The sequence below is a fragment of the Erythrobacter sp. JB3-1 genome, from assembly GCF_057364995.1.
Window position 1 is genome coordinate 1,710,493 of record NZ_CP200289.1, and the last position, 25,421, is coordinate 1,735,913.

The 25,421-nt window shown below is 59.2% G+C and carries 29 protein-coding genes; 19 read left to right on the plus strand and 10 right to left on the minus strand.

The annotated features are described in order from the left end of the window. Positions 1–14: 14 nt before the first annotated feature. From gmk to AC0V6M_RS08180, 3 genes are read right to left on the minus strand one after another with little or no spacing between them, the layout of a single operon-like run. Positions 15–674 carry a guanylate kinase gene (gmk, locus tag AC0V6M_RS08170; RefSeq protein ID WP_486138323.1) on the minus strand — a complete coding sequence of 220 codons (660 nt, stop codon included), beginning with the start codon at positions 672–674 and terminating at the stop codon, positions 15–17. A 26-nt stretch (positions 675–700) separates the two neighbouring features. Next, positions 701–1,144 carry a hypothetical protein gene (locus AC0V6M_RS08175; protein WP_486138324.1) on the minus strand — a complete coding sequence of 148 codons (444 nt, stop codon included), beginning with the start codon at positions 1,142–1,144 and terminating at the stop codon, positions 701–703. 56 nt (positions 1,145–1,200) lie between these two features. Continuing rightward, the gene (locus AC0V6M_RS08180; protein WP_486138325.1) at positions 1,201–1,704 is read right to left on the minus strand and encodes an SspB family protein; all 504 of its coding nucleotides are present in this window, start codon (positions 1,702–1,704) and stop codon (positions 1,201–1,203) included. Positions 1,705–1,826: 122 nt separating this feature from the next. On the opposite strand from AC0V6M_RS08180, the gene hisB reads away from it, so the two are divergent. From hisB to pal, 13 genes are all read left to right on the plus strand, one after another. Then, a complete protein-coding gene (gene hisB / locus AC0V6M_RS08185) occupies positions 1,827–2,432 on the plus strand; it encodes an imidazoleglycerol-phosphate dehydratase HisB (protein WP_486138326.1) in 606 nt (201 codons plus the stop codon). Between the two features lie 123 nt (positions 2,433–2,555). Continuing rightward, positions 2,556–3,188: an imidazole glycerol phosphate synthase subunit HisH gene (gene hisH, locus AC0V6M_RS08190; protein WP_486138327.1), complete on the plus strand. Its 633-nt coding sequence runs from the start codon at positions 2,556–2,558 to the stop codon at positions 3,186–3,188. Then, complete coding sequence (gene hisA / locus AC0V6M_RS08195) at positions 3,185–3,913, plus strand: 1-(5-phosphoribosyl)-5-[(5-phosphoribosylamino)methylideneamino]imidazole-4-carboxamide isomerase (protein ID WP_486138328.1); 729 nt, start codon at positions 3,185–3,187, stop codon at positions 3,911–3,913. Before hisH ends, hisA begins: the two co-directional genes overlap by 4 nt. A gap of 3 nt (positions 3,914–3,916) precedes the next feature. Then, complete coding sequence (locus AC0V6M_RS08200) at positions 3,917–4,216, plus strand: hypothetical protein (protein WP_486138329.1); 300 nt, start codon at positions 3,917–3,919, stop codon at positions 4,214–4,216. Continuing rightward, positions 4,213–4,995 (plus strand): imidazole glycerol phosphate synthase subunit HisF, encoded by a 783-nt coding sequence (gene hisF, locus AC0V6M_RS08205; protein ID WP_486138330.1) that lies wholly within the window; start codon positions 4,213–4,215, stop codon positions 4,993–4,995. Before AC0V6M_RS08200 ends, hisF begins: the two co-directional genes overlap by 4 nt. Positions 4,996–5,011: 16 nt before the next feature. After that, complete coding sequence (locus AC0V6M_RS08210; RefSeq protein WP_486138331.1) at positions 5,012–5,332, plus strand: phosphoribosyl-ATP diphosphatase; 321 nt, start codon at positions 5,012–5,014, stop codon at positions 5,330–5,332. A gap of 4 nt (positions 5,333–5,336) precedes the next feature. Then, positions 5,337–5,714 (plus strand): histidine triad nucleotide-binding protein, encoded by a 378-nt coding sequence (locus tag AC0V6M_RS08215; RefSeq protein WP_486139594.1) that lies wholly within the window; start codon positions 5,337–5,339, stop codon positions 5,712–5,714. Positions 5,715–5,814: 100 nt separating this feature from the next. Next, the gene (locus AC0V6M_RS08220; RefSeq protein WP_486138332.1) at positions 5,815–6,282 is read left to right on the plus strand and encodes a YbgC/FadM family acyl-CoA thioesterase; all 468 of its coding nucleotides are present in this window, start codon (positions 5,815–5,817) and stop codon (positions 6,280–6,282) included. After that, complete coding sequence (gene tolQ / locus AC0V6M_RS08225; RefSeq protein WP_472643085.1) at positions 6,279–6,989, plus strand: protein TolQ; 711 nt, start codon at positions 6,279–6,281, stop codon at positions 6,987–6,989. Before AC0V6M_RS08220 ends, tolQ begins: the two co-directional genes overlap by 4 nt. A 146-nt stretch (positions 6,990–7,135) precedes the next feature. Next, the gene (locus AC0V6M_RS08230; protein WP_486138333.1) at positions 7,136–7,579 is read left to right on the plus strand and encodes an ExbD/TolR family protein; all 444 of its coding nucleotides are present in this window, start codon (positions 7,136–7,138) and stop codon (positions 7,577–7,579) included. Positions 7,580–7,591: 12 nt separating this feature from the next. After that, positions 7,592–8,398 (plus strand): energy transducer TonB, encoded by an 807-nt coding sequence (locus AC0V6M_RS08235; protein WP_486138334.1) that lies wholly within the window; start codon positions 7,592–7,594, stop codon positions 8,396–8,398. Then, a complete protein-coding gene (gene tolB / locus AC0V6M_RS08240) occupies positions 8,398–9,804 on the plus strand; it encodes a Tol-Pal system beta propeller repeat protein TolB (protein ID WP_486138335.1) in 1,407 nt (468 codons plus the stop codon). Before AC0V6M_RS08235 ends, tolB begins: the two co-directional genes overlap by 1 nt. Before the next feature lie 60 nt (positions 9,805–9,864). Then, positions 9,865–10,392: a peptidoglycan-associated lipoprotein Pal gene (gene pal / locus AC0V6M_RS08245; protein ID WP_486138336.1), complete on the plus strand. Its 528-nt coding sequence runs from the start codon at positions 9,865–9,867 to the stop codon at positions 10,390–10,392. Between the two features lie 52 nt (positions 10,393–10,444). On the opposite strand, the gene AC0V6M_RS08250 is transcribed toward pal, so the two are convergent. Continuing rightward, the gene (locus AC0V6M_RS08250) at positions 10,445–10,615 is read right to left on the minus strand and encodes a hypothetical protein (protein ID WP_486138337.1); all 171 of its coding nucleotides are present in this window, start codon (positions 10,613–10,615) and stop codon (positions 10,445–10,447) included. Between the two features lie 218 nt (positions 10,616–10,833). On the opposite strand from AC0V6M_RS08250, the gene AC0V6M_RS08255 reads away from it, so the two are divergent. Together AC0V6M_RS08255 and AC0V6M_RS08260 are read left to right on the plus strand one after the other, a co-directional pair. After that, on the plus strand, positions 10,834–11,367 hold the full coding sequence (locus AC0V6M_RS08255; protein WP_486138338.1) for a J domain-containing protein: 534 nt from the start codon (positions 10,834–10,836) through the stop codon (positions 11,365–11,367). Between the two features lie 56 nt (positions 11,368–11,423). Further along, positions 11,424–11,978 (plus strand): hypothetical protein, encoded by a 555-nt coding sequence (locus tag AC0V6M_RS08260; protein WP_486138339.1) that lies wholly within the window; start codon positions 11,424–11,426, stop codon positions 11,976–11,978. A gap of 8 nt (positions 11,979–11,986) precedes the next feature. Here AC0V6M_RS08260 and AC0V6M_RS08265 read toward each other — a convergent pair whose 3' ends face one another. Together AC0V6M_RS08265 and AC0V6M_RS08270 are read right to left on the minus strand one after the other, a co-directional pair. Next, on the minus strand, positions 11,987–12,808 hold the full coding sequence (locus AC0V6M_RS08265) for an SDR family NAD(P)-dependent oxidoreductase (protein ID WP_486138340.1): 822 nt from the start codon (positions 12,806–12,808) through the stop codon (positions 11,987–11,989). A gap of 13 nt (positions 12,809–12,821) precedes the next feature. Further along, complete coding sequence (locus AC0V6M_RS08270) at positions 12,822–14,171, minus strand: cystathionine gamma-synthase family protein (protein ID WP_486138341.1); 1,350 nt, start codon at positions 14,169–14,171, stop codon at positions 12,822–12,824. A gap of 520 nt (positions 14,172–14,691) precedes the next feature. Here AC0V6M_RS08270 and AC0V6M_RS08275 point away from each other — a divergent pair. Continuing rightward, entirely contained in the window at positions 14,692–15,438 is a 747-nt protein-coding gene (locus AC0V6M_RS08275) for an imm11 family protein (RefSeq protein ID WP_486138342.1), read from the plus strand. A gap of 9 nt (positions 15,439–15,447) precedes the next feature. On the opposite strand, the gene AC0V6M_RS08280 is transcribed toward AC0V6M_RS08275, so the two are convergent. The 3 genes from AC0V6M_RS08280 to pdeM form a co-directional block, all read right to left on the minus strand. Then, entirely contained in the window at positions 15,448–16,971 is a 1,524-nt protein-coding gene (locus AC0V6M_RS08280) for an SLC13 family permease (RefSeq protein ID WP_486138343.1), read from the minus strand. Positions 16,972–17,168: 197 nt separating this feature from the next. Next, a complete protein-coding gene (gene infC, locus AC0V6M_RS08285; RefSeq protein ID WP_472643072.1) occupies positions 17,169–17,687 on the minus strand; it encodes a translation initiation factor IF-3 in 519 nt (172 codons plus the stop codon). Positions 17,688–17,785: 98 nt separating this feature from the next. After that, complete coding sequence (gene pdeM, locus AC0V6M_RS08290) at positions 17,786–18,508, minus strand: ligase-associated DNA damage response endonuclease PdeM (RefSeq protein WP_486138344.1); 723 nt, start codon at positions 18,506–18,508, stop codon at positions 17,786–17,788. A gap of 167 nt (positions 18,509–18,675) precedes the next feature. On the opposite strand from pdeM, the gene hemF reads away from it, so the two are divergent. Then, on the plus strand, positions 18,676–19,530 hold the full coding sequence (hemF, locus tag AC0V6M_RS08295) for an oxygen-dependent coproporphyrinogen oxidase (protein ID WP_486138345.1): 855 nt from the start codon (positions 18,676–18,678) through the stop codon (positions 19,528–19,530). Positions 19,531–19,545: 15 nt separating this feature from the next. Here hemF and AC0V6M_RS08300 read toward each other — a convergent pair whose 3' ends face one another. Beyond that, the gene (locus AC0V6M_RS08300; RefSeq protein ID WP_486138346.1) at positions 19,546–20,952 is read right to left on the minus strand and encodes a patatin-like phospholipase family protein; all 1,407 of its coding nucleotides are present in this window, start codon (positions 20,950–20,952) and stop codon (positions 19,546–19,548) included. 317 nt (positions 20,953–21,269) lie between these two features. Here AC0V6M_RS08300 and AC0V6M_RS08305 point away from each other — a divergent pair, with 317 nt between their 5' ends. Both AC0V6M_RS08305 and AC0V6M_RS08310 read left to right on the plus strand, forming a co-directional pair. Next, complete coding sequence (locus tag AC0V6M_RS08305; RefSeq protein WP_486138347.1) at positions 21,270–23,360, plus strand: RelA/SpoT family protein; 2,091 nt, start codon at positions 21,270–21,272, stop codon at positions 23,358–23,360. A 127-nt stretch (positions 23,361–23,487) separates the two neighbouring features. Then, the gene (locus tag AC0V6M_RS08310; protein ID WP_486138349.1) at positions 23,488–25,341 is read left to right on the plus strand and encodes a methyl-accepting chemotaxis protein; all 1,854 of its coding nucleotides are present in this window, start codon (positions 23,488–23,490) and stop codon (positions 25,339–25,341) included. Positions 25,342–25,421: the final 80 nt, after the last annotated feature.

Genomic DNA, 25,421 nt, shown 5'->3' on the forward strand with positions numbered 1-25,421 from the left:
CAAGCGGGACCGCCTCACCCCATCAGTTCGCGCACAAACGGGATGAGACCCGTCTGCCGCGTGCGGCGCATGCGTTCTGCGTCCAGAATTTCGCGGACCTTGGCAAAGCACGCATCGACATCATCATTGACTACGACATAGTCATATTCGGCCCAGTGGCTGATCTCGCCGCGCGCGCGCTCCATCCGGCCGTCGATTACATCGCCGCTATCGGTGGCGCGTTCTTCCAGGCGGCGGCGCAGCTCTTCTAGACTTGGCGGCAAGATAAACACGCTGACGACGTCCTGCTGGTCCTTTTGATAGAGCTGCTGAGTGCCCTGCCAATCAATGTCGAACAGGAAATCCTGCCCCTCTTTCAAGGCGTTGCGGATCAAACCTTTGGGCGTTCCATAGCGGTGATCGAACACCGGGGCCCATTCGTAAAAGTCGTCCTCTTCGACCATTTGATCAAACTTTGCGTCCGAGACGAAATGATAATGCACGCCGTCAATCTCGCCCTTGCGCGGCGGGCGCGTGGTGGCCGAGACGGACAAAGCGATTTCGGGATCCGCCTCGAGCAGCATGCGCGACAAAGTCGTCTTGCCCGCGCCCGATGGCGAGGAAAGAATGAACATTAAACCGCGGCGGTTGAGGTGGCCGGGATCATCATTGGTATGCTGTGGTGTTTCGCCCATGCGGCCCGATGCCGCAAACTGGGCGGTTAAATCAAGTCTTGTGACTGCGCTCGGACGAGATTGGTCTTAGTCCAGGGGTTCGCTTGCGCCTTTTTTGAGCGCGCGCTGCGCCCAAGCTCGATCGATTTTCCGCGATCATACAGCGTCTTGGCCAGCAACCCGCCCGCCACAATCGCGAGGCCGGGCACAGAGCGCGTCGCAAGTTTGCTTGCGCCATATAGCGCCAGAGTGGTCAAGATTCCGCGCCCATCCAGCATATCGCGCGCGCCTTGCTCGTCTTCGCTGGTGCTGACGATGCCTTTTTCGGCCTGCTTGCGAAAAAGACTGGAGGCCCCGCGCAGCACAATGTCCGCGATCAGCAGGTTCGTCGCCGGATTGGTGCTGGGGCCGAGCACGCGTACCTCGCCGCACTCGTCATCAGATGCCGAGACTGGGACCAAGTCCTGCGATGGTTTTTTCAAGCTGCTCATTATCCACTCAATGCACGGCGGGCGCCATTGATCCGCATTGCCATAGGGCAGGGCGGCTATTTCTTGCGCCCGAAATCCACTGTGACCACGTTCGAGCCATCATCAGCGCCCTCGGCCGCTTCCTCGCCGCCGCTTTCGATAAGGTCGTTTTCTGCGTCCTCATGCTCTTCGGGAGCCATATCGGCGACGGTCGCCTGAAACTGCAGGCCGAAGTCGACCGCTGGATCAACAAATGCGGTGATCGCGGCAAACGGCACGGACAGTTTCGCAGGGATCTGATTGAACGACAGACCCACGGAGAAGCCTTCGTCGGTGACTTCCAACTCCCAGAACTTATTTTGCAGCACGATGGTCATTTCATCAGGGAACCGCTCACGCAGATGCGGCGGGATCGAAACGCCGGGCGCCTCGGTTTTGAAGGTGATGTAGAAATGATGCGTGCCAGGCAGCTCGCTGCCGCCAGCGACGATTTCGCCAAGCACGCGGCCAACCACGGCGCGCAGTGCCTCTTGGACGATCTCATCATAAGGGATCAGGCTATCGGGGGTGTCTTCGGTCATTATGCTTAAAGGGTGGCGAGCCGCGCCGCGCTGGTCAAGCAAATTGGTAACTTATGTTCGCACTTACGCCCGGCGGCGTGCGAGTGCTTGCGTCAATTTGCGGTGCGCCTATAGCGCGTTTTATGAAAAAAACAGCTCGCACAGGCACGATAGAGCGCAAAACGGCGGAAACCGAGATTGCCATTACGGTCAATCTCGATGGCACCGGCGCTTATGACATCTCCACTGGGATTGGATTTCTTGACCACATGGTCGAGCAATTTTCCAAGCATTCCCTGATCGATGTTTCGATGAAGGTAGCGGGCGATCTGCATGTGGATCAGCACCACACGACCGAAGACAGCGCGATTGCGCTGGGCCAGGCACTGTCTGATGCGCTGGGCGATAAGGCTGGGATTGGGCGCTATGGCAGTGCTTACTCCCCGATGGATGAGACATTGGCGCGGGTGGCATTGGACATCTCTGGTCGCCCCTATTGCGTATGGAATGCGCAATTCTCGCAAAAGAAGTTGGGCGAATGGGACACTGAGTTGATCCGCCATTGGTTTGAATCAATTGCACAATCTGCAGGGATCACACTGCATATTGAGCTTCTGTATGGTGAGAACAACCACCACATTTGCGAGGCGATCTACAAGGGCTTTGCCCGCGCAATGCGCATTGCGGTGGAGCAAGACCCGCGCAAAGCCGGCGCAATCCCCAGCACCAAGGGACAGCTCGGTGGGTAACGACGGGGTTTCGGCTGCGAAGCAACCGCAAGGGCGCCCGCCCGCCCGCAGCGACGCGATTTTCAATCGTATGAGCGAGGATATTGCGCGCCGGATGGCGTGCGGAAATAGGGAGGCATCGTGATGCCGACCGAAAAAGTCGCGCTGATAGATTATGGCGCGGGCAATCTTCATTCCGTTCACAATGCTTTGAAGGCGGTTGGCGCGGTCGTTGATGTTACAGCGGACACAAACACCGTTCGCGCCGCTGACCGGATCGTTCTGCCCGGTGTTGGCTCGTTCAAAGCTTGCGCTGAGGGTCTTCGCGCAATTCCCGGCATGGTTGAGGCCATGACGGAGCGCGTGCAGGTGGGCGGCGCTCCGTTCCTAGGCATTTGTGTGGGCATGCAATTGCTCTGCACACGCGGACTGGAGCACGGGGTAACCGCCGGACTTGGCTGGATTCCGGGCGAGGTGCGGCTGATCGAACCGACAGACCCGGCGATCAAAGTGCCGCATATGGGCTGGAACGATGTCGCTCTGTTGCCGCATGCACGCGGCCATCATGTGGTTGAGGAGGGCGAGGCCTATTTCCTCCATTCTTACCACTTCGTCGCCAAAGATCCGCAGCACATTGCCGCATTGACCGATCACGGTGAGGGGATTGTCGCGGCGGTTGCCAAGGATAATTTGCTCGGTGTGCAATTCCACCCCGAAAAGAGCCAGTCCTATGGGCTGGAAATGCTCGAACGCTTCCTAAATTGGGACCCCGCATGATTGTTTTTCCTGCCATTGACCTCAAGAACGGCGAAGTCGTGCGCCTGGCCGAGGGCGATATGGACCGCGCGACGGTCTATGGCGACAACCCTGCCGCGCAGGCGCAATTGTTTGCCGAGGCAGGCGCGCAGCACCTGCATGTGGTCGATCTCGACGGCAGCTTTGCAGGCCAGACCGAGAACCGCGAGGCTGTGGAAGCCATCATCGCGGCCTTCCCTGGTCACGTGCAATTGGGCGGCGGGATCCGCGATGCAGCCGGCGTGGAGGGTTGGTTTAAGCTCGGCGTTTCGCGCGTGGTAATGGGTTCAGCTGCGCTAAAGAACCCTGAGTTTGTCAAAGAGATGGCTGGAGAGTGGGAAGGCGGCATCGTCGTCGCAGTCGACGCCAAAGACGGCATGGTTGCGACCGAGGGCTGGTCAGATGTCTCTGATGTGCCGGTGGTTGATCTCGCCCGCCGGTTCGAAGACGCGGGCGTCGCCAGCCTGCTGTTCACCGATATTGGACGCGACGGCTTGCTGAAAGGCGCGAACATTGATGCGACGCTGGAGCTGGCGCGGCAGGTCGACATTCCGGTGATCGCTAGCGGTGGGGTAAAGGGCTTGGACGACATTCACGTCCTCTCACTGCACGCAAAAGAGGGCATCGAAGGCGTGATTACTGGCCGCGCTTTGTACGAAGGCAAGCTTGATCTGGCAGCAGCCATTGCGATGGCGGAGCGGGCCTGACCCATGCGGTTTGTGGGCGTCCTCTTCTTGTGCCTCACATTCCTTGCGGGGATCACCGTTGGCACAATTGAGTATGCGTTGATCAATGTCGTTGTGTTTCTCGCGCTTGCTCTAGCGGTGACCAAGTTCATCGAGCCGCGCTTTGGACAGAACGGCTTGGTTTACGGCATGGCGGGCGCGTTTTTCGCAAGCTTTCTGTGGCCCTATGGCTTGATCGCCTTCAAATCTGGCGAGGATTGTGTCGGCGATGAGTGCCTTGAAGCGGGTGTTTACCTTGCGACGCCACAGGAGATTGATCAATGACCGTCCGTATCCGCGTAATTCCCTGTCTCGACGTGGCTGATGGCCGCGTTGTCAAAGGCGTCAATTTTGTCGACCTCAAGGACGCTGGCGATCCCGTTGAGCAAGCGCGCGCCTATGACGCGGCGGGCGCGGATGAGCTGTGTTTTCTCGACATCTCCGCCAGCCACGAAGGGCGCGGCACGCTGCTCGATATGGTGCGCCGCACGGCGGAGGTTTGCTTTATGCCGCTGACCGTGGGCGGCGGGGTCCGCAGCGTTGAGGATGCGCGCGAATTGCTGCTCGCAGGTGCCGACAAGGTTGCGATAAATTCTGCCGCGGTTGCCCGGCCAGAGCTGGTAAGCGAGATCGCTGCGCGGTTTGGCAGCCAATGCGTCGTCGCCAGTGTGGATGCGCGGCGAGTTGTCCTGCCGATTGGTGAGGCGGTTCCACAGTGGGAGATTTTCACCCATGGCGGGCGCAAACCGACAGGCATCGATGCCGTCGAATATGCCCAGAAAGTCGCCGATCTCGGCGCTGGTGAGCTGTTGGTCACCAGCATGGACGGCGATGGGACCAAGGCCGGATATGATCTGGAATTGATCCGCACAATTGCGGACAAAGTCAGCGTGCCCGTAATCGCGAGCGGCGGGGTGGGCACTCTCGGTCATCTGGTTGAAGGCGTCACGAAAGGTCATGCGAGCGCGGTTTTGGCCGCCTCAATTTTCCACTTTGGCGAGCACACCGTCTCTGAAGCGCATGAGGCGCTCAGAGCCGCTGGCTTGCCCGCACGCGGCGTTTAGGCAAAAGGATAGCGCTATGGATACGCCGAGCACTCTTGACCGCCTAGAGCAGACGATCGCCGCGCGCGCAGACGCTGCGCCGGATGCGAGCTATGTCGCCAGTCTCAATGCCAAGGGGCTGGGCAAAATCGCGCAAAAGCTAGGCGAAGAGGCAACCGAGACCATTATTGCTGCGCTCAGCGAAGGCGATGATGCGCTGGTTGGTGAGGCCGCCGATCTGCTATTTCACCTCATGGTGCTGCTGGGTCATAAGGGCGTGGCGATTGGCGATGTGATGGCCGAACTCGACCGGCGCGAAGGTGTCTCTGGCCTCGATGAAAAAGCCTCTCGGGAGTAGCAATATGCCGATTGATGCCACCTTGCCCTATGATGATGCGAACATCTTCGCCAAGATCCTGCGCGGCGAAATTCCCTCGACCAAGGTCTATGAGGATGAGTGGGCCTTCGCCTTTGAAGACATCAATCCGCAGGCAGAGGTCCACACGCTGGTGATCCCCAAGGGCCGCTATGTCGGCTGGGATGATTTTTCGGCTTCGGCTTCGGACGCGGAGATTGGCGGATTTGTCCGCGCGGTTGGCGCGGTTGCCCGGGCCAAGGGGCTGGTCGAGCCGGGGTACCGCCTGCTCGCCAATATCGGTGCGCATGGCGGGCAAGAGGTGCCGCATCTGCATGTGCACATTTTTGGCGGCCAGCCGCTGGGCCGGATGATCAGCGCGTAATCAATCTTATCGCAGATAAGACTCGTTTCACCGCCATTCATCACCGAGCGTGAAAAGCCCACTTCCCAGCGAATCTCCGCTGCGTTAGACGGTTTGCACCATGGTTAACCCCAATCCGCAGTCTTTGAATTTTCCGGGCGGTGCCTTTGATGGGCCGCGCCACTTTTATGCGGTGCGCGTCTATTACGAAGACACGGACCTGTCGGGGATTACCTATCACGCAAATTATCTGCGTTGGTTTGAGCGTGCGCGCTCTGACCTGCTGCGTATGCTCAAGATTGATCAGCGCGCCGCGATTGAAGCGGATGAGGGCGCCTATGCGGTGTCTGAGATCAACCTGAAATATCTGCGCCCGGCCAAACTTGATGATGATGTGGTGATTGTCACCACATGCACAGAGCTCGGCGCGGCGAGTTGCCGCATGCATCAAATCGCAAAACGCGGCGAAGAAACCCTGTGCGAGGCGCATTTGCGTGTCGGCTTTATCTCTCTCGAAGGTCGCCCAAAGCGCCAGCCTGGTGCTTGGCGAGCGGCCTTTCAGAACTTCATGGACCAAGAGGCTAAATGACGATTTTTTCATCGCTTGCGGCGAGCGCCGCTGCTGCTGCGCCAACCCGGCTCGACCCGGTAGAGCTGTTTTTGGATGCCGACATTGTTGTGCAATTGGTGATGGCGGGGCTGATCCTCGCCAGCATCTGGGTGTGGATGATCATTGTCTCCTTCAGCCTGCGGATCGGCGGGATGGAGCGTAAGGCGCGCGGCTACGAAGAGGATTTCTTTGAGACGAGCGATCACGAGGCGGTGCTGGGCAAGCGCACGCAGAAAGAGGTCGCCTCTGCCCGCGTCGCGGCCAAGGGCCTGCGCGAATGGAAAATGTCGACCCAGTCATCCAGCGTTGACCGGGACGCTGCGCGCCAACGGATCGGCGCGGCGATGGAGAGCCAGGTTGCTTTTGAAGCGGATGAACTTGCGGCGCGGCTGAACTTTCTCGCCACGACCGGATCAGTCGCCCCGTTTGTTGGCCTGTTCGGCACGGTCTGGGGCATCATGAACAGTTTCTTCCAAATCGGCGCTCAGGAAAGCTCGTCGCTGGCGGTGGTTGCACCAGGCATTTCCGAGGCGCTGTTCGCAACTGCAATCGGCCTGTTCGCGGCGATCCCGGCGGTCATCGCGTACAACCGCTTCAGCAACCGGGTGAACCGGTTTGAGGCGCGGTTGCAGCGTTTTGCAGACCGTTTCCACGCTGGCCTCAGTAGGGAACTGGACAAGGCATGACCCAATTTTTGTCTCATGCACACCCATCCGGGTGTGCGATTTCCTCGCTCATGCGACCTGAAGGTCGCGTCGCTGCGGGCGGGTATGCGCCCTTGCGGCTGCTGCGCAGCCGATTGGCACTTCCCCGTTTGAGAAGGTTCTGAACTTTGGGCGCTTCCCTATCCACGTCAGGCAAATCACGCCGTTCGCGCCGTGCGCCAATGGCGGAAATCAATGTCACGCCATTCGTCGACGTTATGCTGGTGCTGCTGATCATCTTTATGGTCACAGCGCCGCTGCTTGCCTCTGGCGTGCCGATTGAGCTGCCGGAAAGCCGCGCCAATCCGATTGATCAGACGCCGGAGCAGGTGACGATTTCCGTCGATGGCGCAGGCGTGATCTATATCGACGATGCAGCGGTGGAGCCGGGCGGCTTCCCTGAGGCTTTGGCGCGGATTGATCGCGGCGGTGACGGCCAGCAGCCCGCAATTGTGCTGCGCGGCGACCGCACGCTTGATTACGGCAGAGTGATGGCTGTGATGGGTGAATTGAACCGCGCGGGCTTTTCTTCGATCTCGCTGGTCACCAGCGGTTCAGTTTCGCCGCCATAGCCCGGTGCAGTGATGAGCGAGCAGACCATGCAGCCAGCGCAATTTAGCAGCGAGGAACGGATCGGCCTTTTGGTCGCTCTGGCGCTGCACGTGGGCGTTGTCGCGGTGATGGTGCTGCAGCCAGTGCGTGATGATGCGATGCCTATCCCGGAGCGGATGACGGTGAGCCTGGCCAGCGAGGTGAGCCTAGAATCCACTGCGCCTGATCCCGTTGTAGATAGTCGGGCTGCGATTGCGCCGACATTGGCCGATGATCCCGCGCCGACGACAGCAGAAGAGCTACCCAGCGAGGTGCAACGCGATCCTGAGCCAACGCAGCCGTCGGTCCAGCCAACGACGCGTCCGACCACGCGTCCAACGACCCGCGCTACGCAAACACCGCGCACGCCGCCGTCAGCCTCCCCGACCCCGCGCGGCGGCAGCCGGATCGGCAGCGATTTCTTGCCCGGTTCTGGCAGCTCAACGACCACGGATGACACCCGCATTCCGGCTTCTCAGATTGGCGCGAGTGCGCAGGCGTCTTTGCGGTCTGCGATCACCCGGCAATTGCGGCCCCATTGGAACGCGCCGCAGGGTGTTGATGCCGAAAAATTGGTGTCGGTCGCTTCTTGGCGGCTCAACCCGGACGGTTCTTTGAGTGGCCGCCCCAAATGCACCACTGTTGGTAGCAGCATCACCCCATCCAATCGGCCCCAAGCGAATTTGCATTGCGAACGCGTGATTCGAGCAATTCAGCTTGCGGCTCCTTTCGATCTGCCCGATCAGTTCTACAACGGGTGGAAGACCATTTCTTCATGGCGTTTCGACAGAAGGCTTTAATGACTATGAGATCGTATCTCGCACTTTCGCTGGCTCTTTTCGCAGCCCCGCTTGCCGCCCAAAACGAGGATTTGGGCGAGTCGGTGGGCGAAGGTGGCAATGTTGAAACCGCCTTTGAAGAGAGCGCCTCTGATGAGGGAGGGCTGACAGGTTCGGTCACTGACGAGAGCGATTGGCAGGATCTCGGCATCGCCATTCCAGCCTTTGCCACCGATCGGGAGCGGTCGACCCCGGCCAATGCCAGCGGCACGGGCGCGCTGGGCGGAGAGATTGCCCGCGTGATCACCTCTAATCTGCGCAATAATGGTATCTTCAAGCCGACCGGACCTGACGCTTTGCCCAAACCGAGCTTTGCTCAGATCACTGCGCCATCATGGAGCAGTTGGAGCGGGCGCGGCGCAGAGATGCTGGTGAAGGGCTATGTGAGAGCACGTGATGATGGCCGCTTGGTCGTCGGCTGTTATCTTTATGACGTTGCCCTGCAGGACGAACTGATCCGTGAAGGTTGGGTCGTGCGTCCGGCGGATTGGCGCCGCGCCGCGCATAAGTGCTCTGACCTTATCTATGCCCGGCTGACCGGCGAAAGCCCGTTCTTTGACAGCCGCATCGCTTACATTGCAGAGACGGGCCCCAAGGATAAGCGGGTCAAGCGGCTCGCGATTATGGACAGCGACGGCGCAAACCACCGTTTCCTGACCCTAGGCAGCGCGACCGCGCTGACGCCGCGCTATTCGCCGGACTATTCTCAGCCGCTCTATCTGTCCTATGTCGACGGAAATCCGCGCATCTATGTCTATGACATCGGTACCGGTAAGCAGAAGCTGGTGGCGGACACGGGCAATCCAACGCTTGCGCCGCGCTGGTCGCCGGATGGCCGATCGATCCTCTATTCGATGGCAGTGAATGGCAACACGGATATCTACCGCGTTTCGGCCAATGGCGGGCAGAGCGTGCGGCTCACTAATACGCCCGGAATTGATGTGGGCGGTTCCTATTCTCCCGACGGGCAAAAGATCGTGTTTGAGAGCGATCGTTCCGGTTCTCAGCAATGCTATGTGATGAATGCTGATGGTTCGGGCCAGCGGCGGATCACCTTCTTTGGCGGGCGCTGCGCCACGCCGGAATGGAGCCCGCGCGGTGATCAGATCGCCTTCACCCGCATCGCAGGCGACTTTAATATTGCCGTCATGACGCCTGCGGGGCGTAACCTTCGGGTGCTGACAAACGGATGGCAAGATGAGGCACCAACTTGGGCACCCAATGGCCGCATCATCCAATTCTTCCGCACGGCGCGCAATTCGGGCCGGTCGGGACTTCATCAGGTTGATCTGACCGGGCGTAATGAACGCCGCCTGCCAACCCCGGTTGATGCCTCAGACCCTGCTTGGGGACCCATTCGTCCCTAAGATACGTTATTTACCATCCGCCGGGTTCCCCGACCCGCCGGCAACCAGAGAGGATTTGCCATGACTATCCCTAATACTCGTATCATCGCGATCGCCGTGCTTTCATCGACCGCATTGCTCGGCGCCTGCGCTAAAAAGGCCCCAGAGGAACTGCCACCGACCCCGCAAGCAACGGCTGCGCCGACAACCGGCGGCACCTCGAACACGGCGTCTGTCCCGGGCGTTGGAACACAGGCGCATTTCGAACAGGCCGTGGGCAGCAATGCCGTGGTCTATTTCGACACGGACCGATTTAACATCGACAGCACTGATGCCGCCGCGTTGCAAACGCAGGCACAATATCTCGGCCAGTACTCGCAAGTGACCATCACAATTGAAGGCCATGCGGATGAGCGCGGTACGCGTGAATACAACGTTGCTCTGGGCGAACGCCGGGCCAATTCAGCCAAGAATTATCTAGTTAGCCTGGGCATTGCCGCCAATCGGATCAGCACGGTCAGCTATGGCAAGGAGCGCCCGGTTGCGCTGGGCTCCAACGCAGAGGCATGGGCGCAGAACCGCCGCGCGGCCAGCGTCGTCATCAACTAAACTGAAAAGTGCATAGAGAGGACTGGCCCGGCTTCGCGCCGGGTCAGCACCTTTATGGCAGCAAGTAATCCGAAGCGGGTAGATCGAGCGAAGGAAGCTCGGCCTGCACCGGCATAAAGGCCGCATCGGACGCGTTGTTTATGTTGCCGCCCGCCGACAAGACGCACAGCGCAGCCATTGCGAAAGTGGCAAAGGCGCTTGAGATGGCGAGTTGTGGGCTCATGGTGGTCTTTGGTCTCTCACTTATGATTGATGGTCGGCTGCGCTCTAGCGCTCAGATATGAACGATCTATTGCAATGCAACATTGCAATACGCAACTGGTTCCAGAATTTTCCTTCATAAGCAATCTACTGGCTTTGCTTTGTGCGCCAGCGCGCCTAGGTTAAGCGAATAATGGCATTGACAAACAACATTGATCGCGCCGCTGCGGGGCAGCCGGCATGAGTGGCAAAGGACGATCAAACGACTGGGGTTTTCCGCGCTGGAGGTCTTACGATTCCTCGCGCGAGGCGGTGACTCAGCGTGAATGCGATCGCCACGGCTGCGGCGAGCCGGGCCTTTGCCCTGCACCCAAATCACCTAACAGCCCTGACCGCTGGCACTTTTGCCAAAAGCACGCGGCGGAATACAATAAGGGTTGGGACTATTTTGAAGGTCTCGACAAAGAGGAAAAGGCCAAGCGCGCCAAGGATGAGCAGCGCGAAAACTCCGGCTACGCTGAGGCGAGCCATTATGGCTGGACCGGCTCTGGCGATGGCAGCCGCAGCGATGATGAAATGCGCGCGCTGGAAGTGCTTGGGCTAGAGGCGGATGCAGATTTCGCGGCGATCAAGAAAGCGTACCGGGCCAAAGCGAAACTGGTCCATCCCGATGTGATGCCAGGCGACGAAGAAGCAGCGCAGCAATTTCAAGCGATTCAGGTGTCCTACGAAGTGCTGCGCCAAGCGGAAGAACGCCGAGAGTGGAAGGGTTGAGCCTGCATCTAACCTCGTCCCTACAATTTAGACAACCACTAAATGGACCTTGCTCAATGGCTTTCTTTCAAAGCATATTCGGATTCAAGAACACGTTTTTCTTGGCCAGCCTTCTCTCGGCTTGTTCAGAGAGCGGGGTCACTGGGCAGACGAACCCCACGGGGCTCGGTGCAAATGACGCTGTTGAAGAACGAGCAACTCCGATCGCAGAGCATGAAGCCGAACAGGCCGCGCGAGAGCTAATGAAGCTCGGAGCCGCAGGCGAATTCGCAGCAGCGGCGGAGATGACCGATAATCCGGAATACATGCTGAGGCAGTTTGGCCGCGAAATTAATACCTATGGTCTCGATCAGACGAAGGAACGTTGGCGGCAGGCACTGGCGGAGCGTGACATTCGCTCGATCACGGAGGCCGGTGACTACGCGATGATCCTGGTCGAAAGACCCCACTCTGATTATTCGCCTGTGGCATCTGAGATTTACAAGCGCGGTCCCGATGGCACCTATAAAGCGGCCTTGTTACCAGGACCCTATATACCCTGCGTATTGGTACGTGAGTACTTCAAGCAAAAGGGCGAGCCTGACGGTGAGGCACCATGCGCTGAGCAGTGATATTGGCGCTACTCCGTTGGCCCTGGCAGCTCCTTTTTAACAGCATTGATCGCCGCAATCGGATTGTCATTCCACCACGCGGTGTCGGTCCAGGGGCGCGCGTCAATCTCATGCGTCCAACAGTTCTTGGGCTGCTGCGCCAAGTGCCAATAGGTCTCCGTCAGCGCGGCCGGATCGATCACGCCGTCTTCGCCCTTTGACGCCTTATAGGCCTCAAACTTGTCGCCCAGCAGCTTGCCCAGAGTGTCGGGCGCATCGACCGAACCATCGACTACGATGTGCGCCACATGCACGCCTTGCGGGCCGAACTCTGCATTGAGCGTTTGGCACAGCATCCGCCGCCCGCCCATCGCCGCAGCGTGACTGTGCTGTCCCGCATTGCCGCGTACAGCGGCGGTGGCGGAGGTGACGAGCAGCGTGCCTTTGCCGCGCTCAGCCATCGCGGGCAGCACTGCATGAGCGAGCCGGAACAGGCCGTAAGTGCCGAGCCTCCAACCCAGCTCAAAGGCGCGGTGCGGTGTATCGGCTAGAGAGCGATTGCCGATTTGCGCGCCCAGATTGTAGAGCGCGGTGTCGATCGGGCCGATGTCGCGCTCGGTCCGCTCTACCAGCTCCTCAATCGATCCATCCTCAGTGGCGTTGAGCAAGGCGCCGCTGGCTGAACCACCCGCGTTCTCGATCTGGCTGACCAGCTTTGCAAGGCCCTCCTCATCGCTGCGCCGCGCCAACACGGTGTGATAGCCACCGGCGGCAAAGCGCATCGCCGTATGCCCGCCGATCCCAGCGCCAGCGCCGATCACAAGGCATACGGGCTTGCGTGCGTCAGTCATTGGCGGTTTCCCCTCATACGTGCTCCAAGGCCTGCTCGAAGTCTGCGATCAGATCGTCCGCATCCTCGATCCCGATGCTGATCCGCACAAGGTTGTCGGTGATGCCCAGCGCCGCCTTGCGTTCCGGCGGGACGGACAGGTGCGTCATCGCCGCCGGATGGCTCGCCAGCGTCTCTGTGCCGCCAAGGCTGACCGCGAGTTTCGCGATTGTCAGATTGTCGAGGAAGCGGAAGCTCTCTGCCTCGCCGCCTTTGATGAAGACGCTGAATGTGCTGCCCGCGCCCTTGCAATGGCGATCATAGATGTCCTGCTGGCGCGGGTCGTCGATGAAGCCGAGATAGCCGAGGCCCTCCACCTTGGGATGCGCTTTCAGGAAGGCGCAGACCTTCGCCGCGTTCTCGCCTGCGCGCTGCATCCGCAGCTCAACCGTTTCCAGTGACCGCAGCAGCATCCATGCGGTGTTCGGATCGACAATCCCGCCCATCGTGTTGCGCAGCGCGCGCACCGGATCCATCCACTTCTTCGCGCCAGCAAGCGAGCCCGCGACAAGGTCTGAATGGCCACCGACATACTTGGTCAGCGAGTAGACCACGATGTCCGCGCCGTGATCGAGCGGGCGTTGCCACAGCGGCCCTAGGAACGTGTTGTCGATCGCAATCGGACAATCGCTTTCTTGCGCGCTACCGCCCGCTGCTTGAGCGCCGCCGAGGTTCGCATCACGCGCGTCCCGAACCGCCTCGATATCGACCAGAGCATTGGTCGGGTTGGCCGGGCTTTCGAGGTAGATCATCGCCACCTTGCCGCCGCCTGCATTGGCTTGGGCTTTGGCGCGTTTGAGCACCTCGTCCAGCTCCTCGCGGCTCGCACCGGCGGGGAAGTCCACGTAAGTCACGCCGAACTTCGCCAGCACTTTGGCGACGAAGCCCTCTGATGCGGCATAGAGCGGGCCGGAATGCACGATCACATCGCCTTGGCTCACGCTCGCCAGCATCAGGATGCAGATCGCGGTCATCCCGCTGGAGAAGGTGAGCGCATCCTCCGCGCCGTCCCAGATCGCCAGCCGGTCTTCCAGGATCTCCTGATTGGGCCCGTTGAAGCGTGAGTAGACCAGGCCCTCCGTGCCGCCGGGGCGCTGGCCCGTGATCCCTTCGAAATGCCGCTTGCCCGCCGCCGCGTTCTCAAACGCGAAGGTGGAGGTGAGGAAGATCGGCGCCTTCAGCGACCCTTCCGACAGGGCGGGGTCAAAGCCATAGCCCATCATCTGGGTCGCAGGCTTCATCTCGCGCCCGCCGATCATGGTCTTAGGCTGCTTGGGCTTGCGCCGCGGGGTCGGAGTGTTGGTGGGGTCGATAACGTCGGTCATAATGGCCGGCATCCTTCCTTGATCACGCTCCCAGGAAGGCAGGAGCTGGTCTGATCAGTCCGAGCAGCCCCCGTTCCTAACCTCCGCAGGAACGCCTCTCCACTCGGCCCATGCAATGCGCCCTGCCTATCGCGCACTGGTTGCACTTGCAACCGGTTGAGGTGCCAGTATCCGCGATCTCCTTCTTCACTCAACTCACCGCTGCTGAAGCACGCTTGGAACGGCTGGAACACAGTCTTGGGCGAAAAATCCGTTCGATCAAAATGCGCCGTACGATCGATTTTTCCGATAAAAGGGGAGGGTGAAGGCATGCGGGCAATTTAGACCACTGGCCCAGTGTAGGAAATTGAAAAGGCTATTGTTCTATGGCTACAATAGGACGCCTGCGATTCACCTGATTGTGGCGCGGAGCGTCGATGCAAAAGCGCTGGAGAAGATGCGGACTAAGGGCGAATAGCAAGGTCATGTTGGTTTTGGCGAGTAAGGGCGGCGCGCGCAAGCATGCGCAGGAGATGGTTTGATGGTTTGGGGTTTTTATCCTCCTTCGGCGACGGGAAGGTTTACGCCAGGTGCGGAATTTGAAGCCGACGAGGATGGAAGGAGCAAGTATGAGCTACGCCTGAATAGCTATTTCCATGGCCTGACTGACGAGGAAAAAGACAAGATCCGTGGGCAAATGGGCAGTAGCAGTTCCTACAGCCGGTTTGTTGACTCTCTCCTATGGTCGAGGCCGTCTCATAGATACTCAGTTGATGGTGCCCACCATAATCCCGTTTTGGAAATAGAAGAGTGGCAAGTTCCTCGTTCCTTGTTGGTAACGCAGCCATACAATAGATATTTCCGGCTGGGTGACTTTTTCGGTGGCATCGAGGCCTTCGTCAGCAAGGCTTTGCGAGATGTAATTCTCTCCCTGGAGCCTGGCATTCACAAGTTCTTCCCAATCGAAGTCACCAATCCGTTCGACAAGGATGGTGAAGATCGGGAATTCTTCCTGATGATTGTTGGTCAGTATGTTGATGCTTTCGATTCGAGCGCGAGCGATCCAGATTGCTTCGAAAAGTCTAATCAGCTTGAACTCTATAACTCCCCTCCGACGAAAAAGAGTTTTAGTGGCCTTGCAATGTCGGCTGAACGGATGAGGGGAGTGCATCTGTGGTCAGAGCTCCGCTTCATAAATAACATGTTCTGCATTTCGGAAGAGTTGAAAGAAGCGATTGATAACGCTGGCCTTGAAATACCAAAACACCACCAAATGATGGAGGTGTAGCAAGGGCAATTACGTCACCGCCGCAATTCCCCACACCATTCCCACAATCAGGAATATCCCGGCGATATCGAGCATCAGGCCTGCGCCGACCATCCGTTCGATCTTGATCCGTCCGGTGGACCACGCAATCGCGTTTGGCCCGGTCCCGGCGGGCAGCATAAAGCCCCAGCCGGCCGCCAGTGCGGCTGGCATCGCGAGCAGCAGCGGGTCCGCGCCCAGCGCCACCACCAGCGCCGCGATCACCGGGATGATGCCGGTTGCGGTTGCGACATTGCTGGCGAATTCGGTGATCACCACGATCATCGCCACCACGCACAGCGCGACCACGATCAACGGCAGGTTCTCCAGCGGCAACAATGCCTCGCCCAGCCATGTGGCTAGCCCTGAGGCCTGCATCCCGCCGGCCAGCGCCAATCCGCCGCCAAACATCATGATCACGCCCCAAGGCGCGCGGTCGGCCTCTTTCCAATTCAGCAGCGCGCGGCCCGTGCCATCTGGCAGCAGGAACAGCGCAAAACTGGCCAGAATCGCGATGGTGCCATTGGTCCATGATCCTTCCGGCAAATACGGTTTGACCAGTGGCAATGTCATCCACGCGAGGAAGGTTAGGACGGCGACCGGGATCAGCCGTTTTTCAGGCGTGGTCCAGGCCGTGCCCGTCTCAATCGCGTCGCGCGCGGCGGCGACGTCAAACGGGTGCTGCGACACCTTTTGAAACTTGGCGATGATCAGCGCGGCGAGCGGCACGCCGACGATCACAATCGGCAGGCCAAACAGGGTCCACTGCGCAAACGTGATCTCCACTCCGATCATCGTGTCGAGCAAGCCGACGGCAATCGCATTGGTGGGTGATCCGACGATGGTGCCAAGCCCGCCAATGCTGGCGGCAAAGGCAATACCCATCGGGAGCGCGCCGGAGAGGCCGTTTTTCTCTAGCGAGGTTTCCAAGCCACCCGCGCCCTCCACCCTTCCACCCGGAATATTTTCGGATACGATCCGGGTGGAAGGGTGGAGGGCGCGGGTGGCTCCGGCATCCATAGAGGAATCCCGCGCGCCCAACTCACCACCCGCCAGAACAGCCAGCGCCATCGGCATCATAATCAGACTGGTCGATGTGTTGGAAATCAGCATTGAGAGCAGCGCAGCGGAGATCATAAATGCGAGCAGCAATTGCGTTTGCCCGCCGCCTTTGCCGACCACGCGTAGGATCGCCAGGCTCAGGCGCTTGTGCAGGCCAGTGCGCTCAATCGCCAGCGCCAGAAACGCGCCGCCCAGGATCAGAAACAGGATCGGTGAATAATACGTGCTGGCCGTCTCGCGCGCGGTCGACACCCCGCTAAAGGGCAGGATCACGAACGGCAGCAGCGCCGTCACCGTCAGCGGCACGGCCTCTGTCATCCACCAGGCCGCCATCCATACGACCAGGCCCGCGACCAGCCACGCTTCGCCCGGCATTCCAGCGGGCGGGGCGGTGATCGCGGTGATGGCAAAGACCAGCGGGCCAAGGATCAGGCCAATTATGCGCGCGCTCATACTGGCTATCGGTCCCCGTGCAGTGGCCGCGCGCTGGAATGCTCGCGGCGGTCGCGCATTACTCGCGCGCATCGCCTGCAAGTGCAAGCGGGATCAGAGAAATGCGGTGCGCGGTAGGGGCGGGCACGCTGGATAAGCAAAAGGCGAGCGCTCTTTCGAGGGCCCGCCTTTGTGTGTCTTGTCTTGAGTGTTCGCGCCTATTTCGGGGCGAGCACCATCAGCATTTGCCGGCCTTCGAGGCGCGGGAATGCTTCGACCTTGGCGATTTCGTCGACGTCAGCCTGCACCTTTTTGAGCAAGTCCATGCCCAGATGCTGGTGCGCCATTTCACGCCCGCGAAAACGCAAGGTGACCTTCACCTTGTCACCGTTCTCGATGAATTTGTTCACATTGCGCATCTTCACGTCATAATCATGCGTGTCGATGTTGGGACGCATTTTGACTTCTTTAATGTCCTGCGTTTTCTGGGTCTTACGCGCGGCATTAGCCTTTTTCTGGGCCTCATACCGATACTTGCCGACATCCAGGAATTTGCACACGGGCGGGTCTGCATTGGGAGAAACCTCAACCAGGTTGAGACCAACTTCATTGGCCTGCTCGGTGGCTTCAGCCGTGATCATAACGCCGAGATTCTCGCCGTTTTCGTCGATCACGCGGACCTTGGGAACTTGAATGAAATTATCGTAGCGAGGGCCGCTTTTGATTGGCGGGGCCATCGAACGCCGAGGTGGACGGGCTATGTGTGTTCTCCTGTAATAGCCAAAGTGTGCAGCGCGCTATGTAAGGGCAAATACAGTCGAATACCAGATGAGTCTTACGCCGCAGCGCGATATAATGGGAAGTGTGCCAATTTCCCCTTCGCCGGTAGCACTGCGTCGATCCGGCTTGCGGGTTTCAGCGCGTCCAAAATTACCGGATCGTCTGCGTCCATGCCTCCGGTATAGGCGCCAAAGGCGGGCAGGATCATCCGGTCCGCGCGCGCTTCTCCGCGGCTCACCACGCCGCAAGGGCGGGCGATATGGCGGCCGCGCACCCTTAGGCGCATCTTGGGGTGATAATGCCCGGACAGCTCCGGCTGTGTCTCGCCCGCCTTTGCCTCATGCCTCAGCACAATTCCGCCAATCTCCAGTTCCTCGGTCAGCTCCGCACCGAAAGAGCGCTGCATATTCTCGTCGTGATTGCCGGTGATCCACACCCAATCGAGCGCACGGGTCAGCGATTTCAGCATGCCTGCGGCATAGGGATCGAGCCGGTGGGTACCGTTATCATCGTGGAAATTGTCACCCAGAGTGATCACGCGGCGCGCGCCGGTTGCCTTCACGCTATCCGCCAGCCGTTCTAGCGTTTCGCGGCTGTCATAGGGCGGCAGCATCTGCCCGTGCTGCGCATAGAAGCTGCCCTTTTCCAGATGCAGATCCGCGACCAGCAAGGCGCGCTCCGTCGGCCAATACAGCGCGTTGTTTTTCAGCAGCACCATTTCCTTGCCCGCAAATTGCATTGCGGCGAAATCAGACGGCGCGAACGAAAGGTGAACCATGGGGTGTCGATGAACGATCCTTGTTTTCGAGGCAACTCAAATCTCCGTCTGCGATGAGTTCTTCGACAGGCTTAGGAGAGCCTTGTCGAAGCGCTGTACTTTCTTCTAGAGCCTCGCGCATAGTGGAGGACAATCCTTCGACAGGCTCAGGATGAACGGGGATTGGAATGGATCGGACGAATAGCACTGCGCGGGCAAAAGCCTGGTTTGAAAGTCTGCGCGACCAAATCTGCGCTGAGTTCGAGGCGATCGAGCGTGAGGCTGGGTCCGATGCGAGCTTTCAATACACCCCTTGGGAGCGGGAAGAGGAAGGCAATTCTGATCCCGGCGGCGGCACCCAGGGCCTGATGAAGGGCAAGGTGTTTGAGAAGGTCGGCGTCAATGTCTCCACCGTGCGCGGCAGCTTCAGCAAGGAGTTTGCCGGCCAAGTGAACGGCGCGAGCGCAGAGAACCCAGGGTTTTCCGCGACCGGCATTTCGCTCGTGGCGCATATGACCAATCCGCGCGTGCCCGCCGTTCATATGAACACGCGCTTCCTCACCACGGGCAAGGCCTGGTTCGGCGGCGGGGCGGATCTCAATCCGCCGATCCCTTACGCAGAAGACACCGAGGCTTTCCACGCCAGCCTGCGCGCGGCCTGCATGGCTCACAATCCGACCTATTATGATCGTTACAAGAAATGGGCGGACGACTATTTCTACATTCCCCACCGCGAGAAACATCGCGGCGTTGGCGGGATTTTCTACGACCATTTGGAATGCGAAGACGAAGCGGCGTTTGATCGCAATTTCGCCTTCACGCAGGACGTCGGCAAAGCCTTCCTAGACATCTATCCCAAGCTGGTGCGCACCCGGATGGACAGCGAGTTTAGCGACGAGGACGTCGCCCAGCAGCTCGAATATCGCGGGCTCTATGCCGAGTTTAACCTCGTCTATGATCGCGGGACACTATTTGGCCTAAAGACCGGCGGGAATATCGACGCAATCCTGATGAGCCTGCCCCCGCGAGCGACCTGGAGTTAGAGCGCGCGCTTAGGGTCAGCTTTTGCCCCAGCCAGCGGCGCCCACCTTCTCCTCACCATAAGAGATGAGGCAGCGCATGTAGCGTTTATGAAACTCGATCGGGTCATCGATTTCGATATCGACCTGTTGCCACTCAGGGCAGGTGAGGATTTCGATCCCGCCGTCTTTCGCTGGCAGGCCGCTCATGAAATCAATCACGTCCGGCTCAATGCGCAGGAAGTTGAAACAGCCCGCTTCTTCGCAGGCATCGGCTTCGACCGCGAGGGCAGAGAAACGGTAGACCTCGTTCACGAGAATGTGTTCGGCATCGAGCGCGAGTTCCAGGATGTTCCAATCCTTATGCGCGCCTTGCTTGCCGCCCATCGGCTGTTCTTCGGTGCACAGAGATTTGTCCGCCTTGGGGCAGGGGCGCTGTGGCAGTTCCAGCGTGCCGTCAATCACGGCATAGACTACCGGGGCGAGCGATTGGACCGGCAGCGGGGCGGGCTCTTCGCTCCCCGGCTCGATCAATTCGGCTAGCTCATAGGCATCCGTCATTCCGTTCTGCCGGCGGAAAAATGCCTCAAGCACGCTGTCTGAGAACAGACCAAAGCGCAGGCCCCCATCAACATACATCGTATTGTCGATAAACGCGGGCGGGGCGGCAATCGGTGAGGATGAGCTGGCGATGATCGCGCTGATATAGCAATCCTTGAGGTTCTCTTTGCCCTCATCATCGGGCGCGGTGTTCACATAGCGGGTGGCCATATCGCCCAGATCAAACGCCACCGCATCGCCGCTATCGGCGTCGGTTGCGCCGACATACAGCCGCGCGCCAGCGGCATAGCGATTTGCCACTGTCTGCATGACGTCGTCGGTGATATATGTGTGCAGCCTTGCCCGCAGCGGCTCGAGATTGCCGAAGGAGCCATGCTCGATCAGCGTCAGGTAATTGGCAAAGTCCGGCTTTCCGTCCTTCGGCTTGGCATAGACATTGATCAGATCGCTTTCAGAATTGATCGTATAGCCTTCGACCGCGCCTGCTGCATCGTTCACAAAGGCGAAGGTGGCGAGGATGGAGCCAGTGCTGATCCCGGTGACGACCTGAAAGTCTGGCAGATCGCCGGTGCCGCCCCATCCGGCAAGAATGCCAGCGCCGAACGCGCCGTGTTCGCTGCCGCCGGATAGAGAGAGCAGGCTGGCCTTCTCGCCGTTCTGCAGCCGGTCATGCGCGCGCAGGCTGGTCTCAATCTCTGCTGCAAGCGCGGACGGCGTGCGCTCACCCAGGTCGGCTGGACGAGAGACGGGCACGCCCACATTCATGCGGATCGTCTTGAAATCGCACATCTGGTTTTCTGGTGTGATCGGCGGCTTTTGACAGCCAGCGGCCGCCAATGCGCCCAATGTCAGCGCCGCCGCGCTCAGTTTTACCGTAATGCTCATCCCGCAAATTCCCTTGGTCCACCCCGTATCTGGGGCCTTATGGTCTCAAGAGTTTGATATTTGATTGCCTAGGGTCAGAACCCAATAAGCACATGGCCGTGGCTTGAGTTGGAACTCCGACTCAAGCCCTTTGGGTGATGGTTTGCAGGCGAACTGCCGCGTCAGGAACCTCACAGCGAGAATGGCTCGCTGTTTCAGTTCCTTCCTTGCATTTCACACAGCAAACCATCACCACGGCTCACGCGATTATTGGGTTCTGACCCTAAATGCCGAATTGCTTTGCAATATTGGGCGTTTTTACCGCATCATAGGACGGTATGCTAAGGCAATATGAACTGGTGGAACGGGTCAAAGAATATGACCCTGGTGCGGATGAGGCAGCGCTCAACCGTGCCTATGTCTACACCGTCCAGAAACATGGCACGCAAAAGCGCGCCAGCGGCGATCCCTATTTCTCGCATCCGGTCGAAGTTGCGGGGTTGATGACCGACCTGCAGCTTGATCAGGAAACGATCATCACCGCGCTGCTGCACGATACGGTCGAAGACACGCTGGCCACGATTGAGGACATCGAAGAGCACTTCGGGCCGGACGTGGCGCGGCTGGTTGATGGCGTGACCAAGCTGTCCAAGATCGAGGCTATGCCCGAGAACGAGCGGGCGGCGGAGAACCTGCGCAAATTCTTGCTCGCGATGAGTGAGGATATTCGTGTCCTGCTGGTGAAACTAGCGGACCGGCTGCACAATATGCGCACGCTGCACTTCATCAAAAAGCCCGAAAAGCGCCAGCGGATCGCGCGCGAGACGATGGATATCTATGCCCCGCTGGCGGAGCGGATCGGCATGTATGAATATATGCGCGAGATGCAGGCGCTGGCGTTTGAGCAATTGGAGCCAGAGGCCTTTGCGACCATCACCAATCGGCTGGAGCAATTGCGCAGCCAGGATGGCGGGCAGGTTGATGCGATCGCGCTGAAGGTAAAGCAGGTGCTGGCTGAGGCGGGGCTTCAGGTTGAGGTGATGGGGCGCGAGAAGCATCCCTATTCAATCTGGAAAAAGATGGCGGAACGCCACGTCAGCTTTGAGCAGGTCACTGATATTATGGCATTTCGCGTCATCTGCGAGGGTGAGACGGATTGCTATGCCGCGATGGGGGTGCTGCACAGAACGTGGCAATTCCTGCCGGGCCGGTTCAAGGATTACATCTCGACGCCCAAGTCGAACGGCTATCGCAGCTTACACACCTCACTGATGTATGAGAATTCCATGCGGGTGGAGGTGCAAATCCGCACCCGCGAAATGCACAGCCGCAATGAATTCGGGCTGGCGGCGCATTGGGCATACAAACAGAGCGATTCCGCCGATGGCCAGGTCGCTTGGCTGCGCGATCTGATCGAGATTGTCGATGCCAGCCACGATGCTGAGGAGCTGCTCGAGCACACTCGCATGGCGATCTATCAGGATCGGATTTTCGCCTTCACGCCTAAGGGAGCTTTGTTCCAATTGCCCAAGGGCGCAAGTTCGGTCGACTTCGCCTTTGCCGTGCATACGGATTTGGGCGCGCAAACGGTAGGCGCGAAGATCAATGGCCGGCACATGCCGCTGCGCACGCCGTTGAACAATGGCGACGTGGTGGAAATCATCAAAGGCAAGAATGCAGAGCCTCAGCTATCCTGGCTAGGCTTTGTGGTAACGGGCAAGGCGCGCGCTTCGATCCGCCGCTCTGTACGCCTCAAGGAACGCGCAGAGATCGCGGCGATTGGCAGCAAATTGTTCGATGAGATCGCCGGAAAAGTGCCCGCGCGGATCGGCAAGAAGGCCATACGCGAGGCGGTCAAGCGCCTTGAGATGGAAGAGCCGGAAGACCTGATGTTCGCAATTGGGGCGGCTAAGCTGACCGACCGCGAAGTGATGGAGGCGCTGGTCCCCGGATCAACCGCCGATTTCGACGATGATGCAGACTGGTCCAAGCGTCAGCGGGTGATCTCTATTCGCGGGCTGACGCCAGAGGTCGGCTACACGCTGGCAACCTGCTGTCACCCGGTGCCGGGGGACCGAATAGTGGGCCTGCGCCGCAAGGACAAAAGGGTCGAAGTGCATACGATTGATTGTCTTGAGCTTGCCAGCGGGATCGATGCTGATTGGCTCGATCTGTCCTGGGGCAAGCGTTCCGTTGGCGCGGTCGGCCGCCTTAGGGTGACGCTCTACGACCGTCCAGGCACGCTGGCGGAAATGGCCGGAATTTTCGCGCAGAACAAAACGAATGTGACCAGCCTCAATCAGGTCCAGCTCGACCACCCTTTCACCACCTATGAAATCGATTCAGAGGTGCAGGATCTTGCGCACCTCACGCGGATATTGAGCGCCCTGCGCGCCAGCGACGCGGTGGCTCAGGCAGAGCGGATTTAGTCCGTTTCATCGGCTACCCGCCCCAAATGATGGTTAAATAGGCGTTTACCACTCCTTAAACCCGTCCTCGTATTGCCCCTCATGTAAGAAACCAAACGTCCGCAAGCGGCGTCATGAGGATAATACTGTGAGCTATTCAGCGCATGAATTTGTGCCGGCCTCTACCGAGGAGTTGGACACCTATGACGCGGATCTGAGCGCTGGCGAGGAACCCCGCAAGCGCTGGCTCGAACGCATTTCACTGGTCGGAAACCTGCGCATCGCGATTTTTAGCAATGCGGCCATGGTGCTGGTGGTTGCCTTCATCATTCTTGGCGGCCTTGCCTACATTGGCAATGAAGGTGAACGCCAAACTGTGCTGGCCTCTGCCGAGGTTCGCGGCGGCCATGCCGCGCTGGCGCTGGGCGATGCCTATGTCTCGCTGCGTGATGTGACGGAACGCGGCGAACAGGCAGGTCTGGAGCGCGCCTCTGACAAGCTTGAGGACGCAGCGGAAGACATCAGAACAGCGCTAAATTATGGCGGCGAAATGATGCCGAGTGACATTCGCACTTCGCTGGAGGAATACCTCGGGCGGATTGAAAATGCCGATGCCCGCCTTAACGCGATTGAGCCCGGTGCTGGCGCTGATGCGCCTGCTGCGCGCGAAGTCGAACAAGAGGTGGGCACGCTTTATTCCGAGATGCGCGTCTATGTTGATGATCTTCATGTCTTTGTAAGCGGCAAAGCCGGCGACTTGCTCGATATTGTTGGCAAGATAATTCTCGCCTTCATGGCCCTATTGGCTTTCACGGTTATCGCTTCCTTCTTTGGTGGCCGCGCGATCATTCGCAATGTCGTGCGCATGATCCGCAGCATCACCGATGCGATGGAGCGGATCGCAAATGGTGACGATCAGACTGATATTCTCCATGCAGAGCGCGAAGACGAAATCGGCGATATGGCCCGCGCGCTCGCGGTGTTCCGCCAGGACGCTCTGGACCTTAGTCAGCTGACCGCTGAACGCGCGAGCGCGGCGGAGCATGAGCTGGCTCAACAGCAAGCACTCGCACAGGAATCGAACCGTCTGCGCACCGATAAAGGCGAGCTGTTAGAGCGACTTGCTGGCGGTTTTGAAGTTTCAATCGGAGAAGTGATTGACGCCGTTGGCGCAGCCTCCGCGCAGCTCAAAGAAACCTCTGAGAGCATGGTGACACTCGCGGAAGGCTCAGCCCAGCAATCGCAAGAGGCCTCCACCTCGATGCAGGCAACCACTCGCAATGTAACAGCAGCAGCCGCGGCTACGGATGAATTTGCCCTGTCGATCACGGAGATCAGCAAGCAAGCCAGCGCCTCGGCGGCTCTAGCACGCGAAGCGAGCGAGCTGGTGACCGCAGCAAACAGCAAAATGACCGATCTCTCCAGCGCGGCTGATGAGATCGGCAGCATTGTCGAGATGATCCAGACGATCGCTCAGCGCACCAATCTGCTCGCGCTCAATGCGTCGATCGAGGCGGCGCGCGGCGGTGAGGCGGGACGCGGCTTTGCCGTCGTTGCCTCTGAAGTAAAAGAACTGGCAACCCAGACCAGCAATGCAACGAGCAGCGTGACTGAGAAGATCAGCGCGATGCAAAGCTCGACCCAATCGAGCGTGGCGGACCTCAATTCCATGGTGACGCAGATTGATGAGCTTGAACGCGCCTCAGTCGTGATTGCGACCGCCGTTGATCAGCAATCAATTTCTGGCGAAGATCTGGCGCGCAATATCGACACTGTCGCCAGTGGCACCTCGCAAGTGGACGCGCAGCCGGGAAAATTGCGTGAGGCTTCGCTCGCAACCGGTTCTGCCTCTTCGCAAGTTCTGGCTTCTGCCAGCGAGCTCGATCTTCACGCCGATTCCCTGCGCGAGAAAGCGACGAGTTTCCTCGCCGATGTGCGCCGCAGCGCAAGCGAACTGGATTCGGCAGACAGCGAATTGCTAGCGAAAGCAAAAGCCGCGTAAAGCGGCGGATAGTGAGTTTGGTTAAGGGGCAATTTACCGCTCTTTAATCGCGGTCTCGTAAACCCCCAACTTGTGAACGT

Coding starts and splice junctions, on each gene's coding strand:
- AC0V6M_RS08250 (WP_486138337.1), bottom strand. CDS start 10,615: ATGAGCCCACAACTCGCCATCTCAAGCGCCTTTGCCACTTTCGCAATG.
- hisB (WP_486138326.1), top strand. CDS start 1,827: ATGAAAAAAACAGCTCGCACAGGCACGATAGAGCGCAAAACGGCGGAA.
- tolQ (WP_472643085.1), top strand. CDS start 6,279: ATGACGATTTTTTCATCGCTTGCGGCGAGCGCCGCTGCTGCTGCGCCA.
- hisF (WP_486138330.1), top strand. CDS start 4,213: ATGACCGTCCGTATCCGCGTAATTCCCTGTCTCGACGTGGCTGATGGC.
- infC (WP_472643072.1), bottom strand. CDS start 17,687: ATGGCCCCGCCAATCAAAAGCGGCCCTCGCTACGATAATTTCATTCAA.
- AC0V6M_RS08265 (WP_486138340.1), bottom strand. CDS start 12,808: ATGACTGACGCACGCAAGCCCGTATGCCTTGTGATCGGCGCTGGCGCT.
- tolB (WP_486138335.1), top strand. CDS start 8,398: ATGACTATGAGATCGTATCTCGCACTTTCGCTGGCTCTTTTCGCAGCC.
- gmk (WP_486138323.1), bottom strand. CDS start 674: ATGGGCGAAACACCACAGCATACCAATGATGATCCCGGCCACCTCAAC.
- AC0V6M_RS08200 (WP_486138329.1), top strand. CDS start 3,917: ATGCGGTTTGTGGGCGTCCTCTTCTTGTGCCTCACATTCCTTGCGGGG.
- AC0V6M_RS08275 (WP_486138342.1), top strand. CDS start 14,692: ATGGTTTGGGGTTTTTATCCTCCTTCGGCGACGGGAAGGTTTACGCCA.
- AC0V6M_RS08180 (WP_486138325.1), bottom strand. CDS start 1,704: ATGACCGAAGACACCCCCGATAGCCTGATCCCTTATGATGAGATCGTC.
- AC0V6M_RS08175 (WP_486138324.1), bottom strand. CDS start 1,144: ATGAGCAGCTTGAAAAAACCATCGCAGGACTTGGTCCCAGTCTCGGCA.
- hisH (WP_486138327.1), top strand. CDS start 2,556: ATGCCGACCGAAAAAGTCGCGCTGATAGATTATGGCGCGGGCAATCTT.
- hemF (WP_486138345.1), top strand. CDS start 18,676: ATGGATCGGACGAATAGCACTGCGCGGGCAAAAGCCTGGTTTGAAAGT.
- AC0V6M_RS08260 (WP_486138339.1), top strand. CDS start 11,424: ATGGCTTTCTTTCAAAGCATATTCGGATTCAAGAACACGTTTTTCTTG.
- AC0V6M_RS08215 (WP_486139594.1), top strand. CDS start 5,337: ATGCCGATTGATGCCACCTTGCCCTATGATGATGCGAACATCTTCGCC.
- AC0V6M_RS08270 (WP_486138341.1), bottom strand. CDS start 14,171: ATGACCGACGTTATCGACCCCACCAACACTCCGACCCCGCGGCGCAAG.
- pdeM (WP_486138344.1), bottom strand. CDS start 18,508: ATGGTTCACCTTTCGTTCGCGCCGTCTGATTTCGCCGCAATGCAATTT.
- AC0V6M_RS08220 (WP_486138332.1), top strand. CDS start 5,815: ATGGTTAACCCCAATCCGCAGTCTTTGAATTTTCCGGGCGGTGCCTTT.
- AC0V6M_RS08235 (WP_486138334.1), top strand. CDS start 7,592: ATGAGCGAGCAGACCATGCAGCCAGCGCAATTTAGCAGCGAGGAACGG.
- AC0V6M_RS08280 (WP_486138343.1), bottom strand. CDS start 16,971: ATGAGCGCGCGCATAATTGGCCTGATCCTTGGCCCGCTGGTCTTTGCC.
- AC0V6M_RS08300 (WP_486138346.1), bottom strand. CDS start 20,952: ATGAGCATTACGGTAAAACTGAGCGCGGCGGCGCTGACATTGGGCGCA.
- AC0V6M_RS08305 (WP_486138347.1), top strand. CDS start 21,270: ATGCTAAGGCAATATGAACTGGTGGAACGGGTCAAAGAATATGACCCT.
- pal (WP_486138336.1), top strand. CDS start 9,865: ATGACTATCCCTAATACTCGTATCATCGCGATCGCCGTGCTTTCATCG.
- AC0V6M_RS08255 (WP_486138338.1), top strand. CDS start 10,834: ATGAGTGGCAAAGGACGATCAAACGACTGGGGTTTTCCGCGCTGGAGG.
- hisA (WP_486138328.1), top strand. CDS start 3,185: ATGATTGTTTTTCCTGCCATTGACCTCAAGAACGGCGAAGTCGTGCGC.
- AC0V6M_RS08210 (WP_486138331.1), top strand. CDS start 5,012: ATGGATACGCCGAGCACTCTTGACCGCCTAGAGCAGACGATCGCCGCG.